A 6429-nucleotide genomic window follows, 5' to 3' on the forward strand; every position below is an offset into this window, starting at 1 on the left:
ATGCTGAACAAAACACAGATACGACGGGCACTGGATGTCATGCGGGATATGTTCCCGGAAGCAGCCTGTGAGCTGGTGCATAAAAATCCATTTGAGCTTGTCATCGCCGTACTGCTTTCAGCGCAATGTACCGATAACCTTGTCAATAAAGTAACAAAGGAATTATTCCAAAAATATAATACTCCAGAAGATTATTTGGCTGTTTCCCTCGAGGAGCTGCAGCATGACATCCGTTCCATCGGTCTTTATCGCAATAAAGCTAAAAATATCCAAAAGCTATGTCAGACATTGATCGACCACTATGATGGAATCGTACCTGACACACGTGACGAACTGGTCAAGCTTGCTGGAGTAGGGCGCAAGACAGCCAATGTGGTAGCGTCCGTCGCATTCCATGAACCGGCTATTGCCGTAGACACCCACGTTGAACGAGTCTCCAAGCGGCTTGGATTTTGCCGCTGGAAAGATAATGTCACCGAAGTGGAAAACACATTGATGAAAAAGGTTCCGCGTGATGAGTGGAGCGATACACATCATCGCATGATCTTTTTCGGCCGCTATCATTGCAAAGCAAGAAATCCGAACTGCCTTGCATGCCCGTTGAACGACATTTGCCGAGAAGGAAAAAAGCGGCTCAAAGCAGAAGCAAACTAAAAAGACAGTCACTCCAATTTGAAGTGACTGTCTTTTTTTATTGTTTCATCATTGTTGGTTCTCTGTATTGCCAGAGCTTGGGCCTGTATCACCATCTTGGCCGGAGCCATCTCCCTGATCACCTTGATCAGTTTCGCCGTCCGTGCTGGCTGGATCTTCACTCTGACCAGAATCTTCATTCCCATTGCCGTTACCATTTTCACTACCGTTGTTATTGCCATTATTCTGGTCACTGTTTTCATCGGCGTTTTGGTCTTGATTCTGATCTTCATTTTGATCCTGGTTCTGCTCGTCCTCATTTTGCTGTTCTTCTTCGTTCTGATCCGGTTGGTCCTCAGCGTTCTCATCCGGATTTTCTTCTTCCGCGTTCTCATCTTCGCCAGGAACAGTGACGGAAGTGGTTTTCGCCTCACTAGTCTCCCCATCAACAGAAGCCGTGACTGAGATGTTATAGGTTTGTCCAGCTTCGACGTTCTCAATGACAGCCGAAGTATCCGAAGTCGTCTTGGAGCCGCTTGGATCGGCTTTTACACTGAATTCAGCATCGCCGTCATAATTCCAGCTGATATTGATGCTGTTGCTTCCTTCGTCATAGCTTGCAGAAAGTCCGGTAACCGGATCGATTTCTTCTTCTTCATATCTTTCTGAAGTAGCACCAGGCAGATGACCTTTCAGGAATAACTCCGTCAAGATTTCGGAAGAGGGGGTGCCAGCACTTGGAGAAGCAGCGGGGCGAGAGCCTTTTTCGACTTTCGCCTCCACTACGCTGCTGGGTTTTTTAAAACTTTCTGTGTCCTTGCCTTGATGGACTTCGGTCATGATTTGTTTGAACAGCTGCTTGGCAACATTTGTGCCAATGACACCATTACCATCTTGTATTACCTTATTACCTTTGTCGTAACCAGTCCAGATGGATAGGGTGTAATTAGTCGTCAGGCCATTCATCCAAGAATCAGGACTTCCTTGTTGATCTTTAAGATTCGTTGTACCAGTCTTACCGGCAATATCTAATCCGGCTACATTTGCCATGGTACCAGTACCTTCTGTCATAACAGAACGCATCATATCGGTAACCATGTAAGCTGTAGAATCGCTCATTGCAGCTTCAGAATCTGGTTTCATATCTAGCGTGCTTCCATCGCTGAATTCAATTTTCGTAATGGCGTATGGTTCTGTATAAACTCCCTCATTACCGAATGCCGCATAAGCACCGGCTATATCAATGGTATGGAACTGTGCTGCGCCGCCTATACTATCTCCATTCTTGATACCATCTTCGAATTCCAGACCCAAACCATTTGCAAATTGTTCTGCGTTTTCTGCACCAACAGCTTGGAAGGTCTTGATTGCTGGAATATTATACGATTTTGCCAAGGCAGTTCTTGCGCTCATCCAGCCATGGAACCGGTCATCATAGTTGCCAGGAGTCCAGTCTCCAATTGTAATAGGCTCATCATTGATTTGTTCGTACGTAGATGTATATATGCCGTTCTCAAATGCCGGAGCGTAATCCAAAATAGGTTTCATACTTGAACCCGGCTGACGTCCGTCACCTTGAATGGCATAATTAAATCCACCAAGTTCGTTGTTTCGATTACCTCCGATGGCACGTATTGCACCGCTCTTCGTATCAAGCAGCGTAATTCCAGCCTGCAGTTCTTCATCCGGCCATACTATGCTACTGTCTTCACTCAATGCGTTCTCCACAGTCTCCTGCGCATCCGGATCCAAAGTAGTATAAATCTTCATACCATCAAGGTTCAGATCCGTATCCTCAAAGCGTTCACTAAGTTCCTTTTGTACTTGATCAAGGAAAGCGCCGTATTTGTTCTGCTGCGGCTGCTTCTCGGTAAGCAAATCTTCTACTTTCGTCTTTTTCGCTTCGTCTGCTTCTGCCTGTGTAATCTTTTCATGCTGCACCATCAAATCAAGCACAGTATTCATGCGTTCCTGAGCTAAATCAGGATTTTCAAATGGGTTATACGCGGTAGGGCGCTGCGGCAATCCAGCCAGCAATGCTGCTTCCGGAAGGGTAAGATCGTTTAGGTCTTCTTTGCCGAAGTATGTGTCAGCTGCCGTAGCGACTCCATATGCATATTGACCGTAGAATACTTTGTTCAAATACATCTCCAGGATTTCTTCCTTGGAATATTTACGGTCAAGCTGGAAGGCAAGCCACCATTCCTGCATTTTTCTTTTGATGGTTTTCTCAGGTGATAAGAAGGAGCGTTTGATGACCTGCTGGTCGATTGTACTTCCGCCTTCTGCACCAAAACCATTCTTAAAGTTCGAAAGCAATGCTCCTCCGGTACGGATGATATCAATTCCGTTATGCTCGAAGAATCGTGAATCTTCCGTTGCTGTGACAGCATCGATCAGCTGCTGCGGCAGCTCATCATAGGTTACTTTTCTTCTGCTTTCCGATCCCATTTCCGCAAATTCGTCCCCATTCATATCATAGACGATGTTTGAAGCAGGATCGGCTAATTTCTCTTCGTCCAGTTTTGGTGCTGTAGCTGCGTAATAACCAAATACTGCACCACCGGCCACAACGCATAAAACACCTATTAACACAATCGTAAGTAAAATTTTCTTCCAAATAGGTCTTTTTTTCTTTTTCTGTTTTCTTCTTGATGCACGAGATTGGCCCTTTTCTGCCATTACTCCTCTTCCTCCGTTCTAAAATGAAGCTGGTCGATGATGTGCAAGTAATCGACCTTTGCCTGATACTTCATCGGGATCAGAAATCCTTCCTTACAGATGATATCATAAGGTATGGATTTTCTTCCCCCATCATATTGACGTTTCCACCACGGAAAAAGTTTCTCTGCTTCGAAAAAAAATGTTTGATCATGTGCGGTGAAGCGCATGATTACGAAGCAGATGCCTCCCTGGCTGCATACATGCTCCATGTGGGCAATCTGGTGATCATGGAAATTGGAGAGAGGGAAACTGGTCTTGTTTTTCGTGACCTTTGCTTCAAAATCTACATATTTTCCACGATAGATGCCATTATAATCCGTAGTAGATGCTTGTTTGAAATACGCTTCCTTTATGACCGCTGCACTTCGTTTTGGGTAATCGACTTGGACAATCTGCACTGGGGTTGGTTTTTTGTGAATGACGGCTTTTTGCCTGGCAAGGTAATACTCGTTTGTTTCATTGATATCTCCCTCTAAAGTCATCCCCCTGTTACCAAAGTCAATATGCTGCGAAAGTCTTGATGCAGCAGTCTGTCTGATGATCTTTTTCCCATTAGGATACTGCACGTTTTCTCCCCCCACTATAGGAATGATCATACCATAATCCTTAGAATACTTCACTCTGCGCCTGTAACTCAACTAATAAAGGGGCAATTCGATGACATTTACTGACATAGCGGAGCTGCTTGCTTCCATCGAAGAGAAAACAGCCTCTGCAAATCTAGATAATATCCGAAGAACGATGGCTTATCAAGCTTTTTATGAAAGGAATCCCGAGATACGCTGGGCATTTTTGGCATCCATGGTTTCCAGGAACGCTGGTTGGAATATGACCGACTTGCAGTTGGACATGTTTAGATGCTTATTATCTGCCCGAATTAGAAAACAACTTTTCTCTCTTTACGAACGTGCCAATTGGCTGATCTTCTCCGATGCCTATCCGCAACTGTTGCTTTATGAGGCTCACAAGCAAGGGAAAATCGATATGACCTGCCATCTGCGTCATTTTCATGTCTCCGCCTTTATGAAAGAAGCATGGCAGCTGTATCTGGATGAAAATGATGGGCAGCGTTTGCTTTACAGCCTTATTGTCAATGAACAGCATGTCATCGGATCGCCTGTCATCATCCAGCCATTTTATCAAGAGCATATCTTCAGGCGATGGCCGTATCTATTTCAGGATTTGTTTCGTTTGAATGCAGTGTTTTTTCCGACATTGGATGGGAAATTATATGGTTTATATGCACATCATTTTACGAGTATCGATGATCGGATACGGATGGGCAAGGAGTTGAGTCAGCTGCTCTTTCATGACCAGCTTCACCAGGCATTCGTCCAGTTCGCCCAGAAAACGCCTCATACGGCATCTCGAAATGATTATGAACGTTTTGGCCGTTTTAGAACAGCTGGCAGCGGTCCCTTGCGTCAATGCTATCCGGTCATTTCACACCAGGATAGTATTCGTAAGGACTGGTACAGGAATGGGGGCATCAAACAAAATTGGCTGAAAGCTCCTGCAGACAAAGAATTCCGGCCGACCGGTTCCGTATTTTATTGGAAGCGAAAAATGATGGCTTTAGCTGCTGTCTTCTTTAAGAAAAAAAGCAAAGCGGTCCAGTGATCGCTTTGCTTTTTCCTCTTATATGGAAGGACGATTCGGTCCATCAAGCTTCTTATCATATCCGTCGCCGGCAGTACGGGCTGTCGGGCGTTTCTGGTCGGTCGATGTCTTCTTTTCCTGCTTTTTCATCATTCACCCTCCTTTACTGTTAGGATGGGCGAAAGAGCTCTGAATCATGCGGATGCCCACGTATTTTTTGTTGTTTTGTCAGTTGTGCAGGAGAAGTCTTATCTTACCAGAAACTTATAAAAAAAGGGGGCAAACGGATGAACAAGCAAAACGGTGTGACAAAAGAGGAATTACAGCTGGCCTTGTTCCAGCTGGAAGGCACTTACCGGAGATTGGATCAAAGGCTCACCGTACAGGCAAACCGTTCCAGGATGTCATGGAAACAGCCATTGATTGAAAAGGTGCTTCAAGTCGAGTCCCATCTGGATAGAAAGCAGGATAAATGGAGTCAAGAGCATGGTAAATTAGCCTGACTGCTTGTATAATGGAACAACACGATAAGCAGAGAAGGGGTTGCATTGACGACATTACGCATTTATAACAAGCAGTTATCCGAATTGCTGGCCCGTCTGAAAGAGCGTTTCCTGACGCACGAGCCGCCAAGTGATAAACACGATAGAGCTTTCTTCGAGCTGGTAAAAGCCGAAACCGGACCAATGTATGAGCTTTTGCAAAAATGGCATCAGACGGCAGCTGATTTTGTCCAGCAGCGTGATGTCAGTGTACATCCGCAGCAGGTCCAATCAACAGAAGAAAATGTCCATTTGATTATCCTGCATAGCTATTACATAGACATCCGGTCCGAGCGATATATGGATTACCATCAATCGATCGGATACGTCATCCACTTGCTTGATGAAGATTTGGATCGATTGAATGGAAACGACAGAGAGGAAGAGGAACATGACGAAAGAAGAACTGATTGAATTAGCCAAAACAGCGAGAGAGCGAGCATATATACCATATTCTAAATTCGGTGTGGGGGCAGCAGTCCTAACAAAGTCAGGCAATGTCTATCAAGGCTGTAATATCGAGAATGCGGCTTACCCGGTGACATGCTGTGCCGAAAGAACTGCTATTTTCCAAGCTATTGCAAATGGAGAGCGGGAATTCTCAGGAATCGCCGTCGTTGCGAATACAGAGCGGCCGGTACCTCCATGCGGATCGTGCAGGCAGGTTATGGCTGAGTTCTTCCCGCATGATGCAGTTATTCACATAGCAAACATGAACGGCGTTTCTAAAACAGTTACAATGGAAGAGTTGCTTCCATTCTCATTCCAGCCAGAAGATTTGTACTCAGACGAACAAGCAGCCCAATAATATTTGTCCTAAAAAGACCTAAAGCATGTAGACTGACATAGCGATGTGAGACACAAATAAAACACCCTTATTAGGCTGCCATGCCACCAAACTCTTTTGGTGTGTGGTAGCCTAATTTTTCTT

Annotated in this window: 8 protein-coding genes; 5 read left to right on the forward strand and 3 right to left on the reverse strand. The window is 45.0% G+C overall.

The window, feature by feature from the left end:
• Window positions 1–654 carry an endonuclease III gene (nth, locus tag BLQ53_RS16320; protein ID WP_093728377.1) on the forward strand — a complete coding sequence of 218 codons (654 nt, stop codon included), beginning with the start codon at window positions 1–3 and terminating at the stop codon, window positions 652–654.
• 48 nt (window positions 655–702) lie between these two features.
• On the opposite strand, the gene BLQ53_RS16325 is transcribed toward nth, so the two are convergent.
• Window positions 703–3315, reverse strand: coding sequence for a PBP1A family penicillin-binding protein (locus BLQ53_RS16325; RefSeq protein ID WP_093728378.1), 2613 nt, complete (start codon window positions 3313–3315; stop codon window positions 703–705).
• On the reverse strand, window positions 3315–3923 hold the full coding sequence (recU, locus tag BLQ53_RS16330) for a Holliday junction resolvase RecU (protein ID WP_425288314.1): 609 nt from the start codon (window positions 3921–3923) through the stop codon (window positions 3315–3317). The genes BLQ53_RS16325 and recU overlap by 1 nt, the downstream gene beginning before the upstream one ends.
• Before the next feature lie 91 nt (window positions 3924–4014).
• Here recU and BLQ53_RS16335 point away from each other — a divergent pair, with 91 nt between their 5' ends.
• The gene (locus BLQ53_RS16335) at window positions 4015–4977 is read left to right on the forward strand and encodes a DUF2515 family protein (RefSeq protein ID WP_093728380.1); all 963 of its coding nucleotides are present in this window, start codon (window positions 4015–4017) and stop codon (window positions 4975–4977) included.
• Window positions 4978–4995: 18 nt separating this feature from the next.
• Here BLQ53_RS16335 and BLQ53_RS19085 read toward each other — a convergent pair whose 3' ends face one another.
• Window positions 4996–5106 (reverse strand): spore protein, encoded by a 111-nt coding sequence (locus BLQ53_RS19085; protein WP_212551786.1) that lies wholly within the window; start codon window positions 5104–5106, stop codon window positions 4996–4998.
• Window positions 5107–5243: 137 nt separating this feature from the next.
• On the opposite strand from BLQ53_RS19085, the gene BLQ53_RS16340 reads away from it, so the two are divergent.
• From BLQ53_RS16340 to BLQ53_RS16350, 3 genes are read left to right on the forward strand one after another with little or no spacing between them, the layout of a single operon-like run.
• Window positions 5244–5459, forward strand: a complete 216-nt coding sequence (locus BLQ53_RS16340; protein ID WP_093728381.1) for a hypothetical protein — start codon at window positions 5244–5246, stop codon at window positions 5457–5459.
• A gap of 45 nt (window positions 5460–5504) precedes the next feature.
• Entirely contained in the window at window positions 5505–5912 is a 408-nt protein-coding gene (locus tag BLQ53_RS16345) for a DUF1798 family protein (RefSeq protein WP_244499371.1), read from the forward strand.
• Entirely contained in the window at window positions 5890–6306 is a 417-nt protein-coding gene (locus BLQ53_RS16350; protein ID WP_093728382.1) for a cytidine deaminase, read from the forward strand. The genes BLQ53_RS16345 and BLQ53_RS16350 overlap by 23 nt, the downstream gene beginning before the upstream one ends.
• Window positions 6307–6429 lie beyond the last annotated feature (123 nt).

The sequence above is a fragment of the Terribacillus halophilus genome (assembly GCF_900101385.1).
Lineage (GTDB): Bacteria > Bacillota > Bacilli > Bacillales > Amphibacillaceae > Terribacillus > Terribacillus halophilus.

What these genes read in the sequence shown, in the direction of transcription:
- nth (WP_093728377.1), top strand. Translation starts at nt 1, where the DNA reads ATGCTGAACAAAACACAGATACGACGGGCACTGGATGTCATGCGGGAT.
- BLQ53_RS16325 (WP_093728378.1), bottom strand. Translation starts at nt 3,315, where the DNA reads ATGGCAGAAAAGGGCCAATCTCGTGCATCAAGAAGAAAACAGAAAAAG.
- BLQ53_RS16335 (WP_093728380.1), top strand. Translation starts at nt 4,015, where the DNA reads ATGACATTTACTGACATAGCGGAGCTGCTTGCTTCCATCGAAGAGAAA.
- BLQ53_RS19085 (WP_212551786.1), bottom strand. Translation starts at nt 5,106, where the DNA reads ATGAAAAAGCAGGAAAAGAAGACATCGACCGACCAGAAACGCCCGACA.
- BLQ53_RS16340 (WP_093728381.1), top strand. Translation starts at nt 5,244, where the DNA reads ATGAACAAGCAAAACGGTGTGACAAAAGAGGAATTACAGCTGGCCTTG.
- BLQ53_RS16350 (WP_093728382.1), top strand. Translation starts at nt 5,890, where the DNA reads ATGACGAAAGAAGAACTGATTGAATTAGCCAAAACAGCGAGAGAGCGA.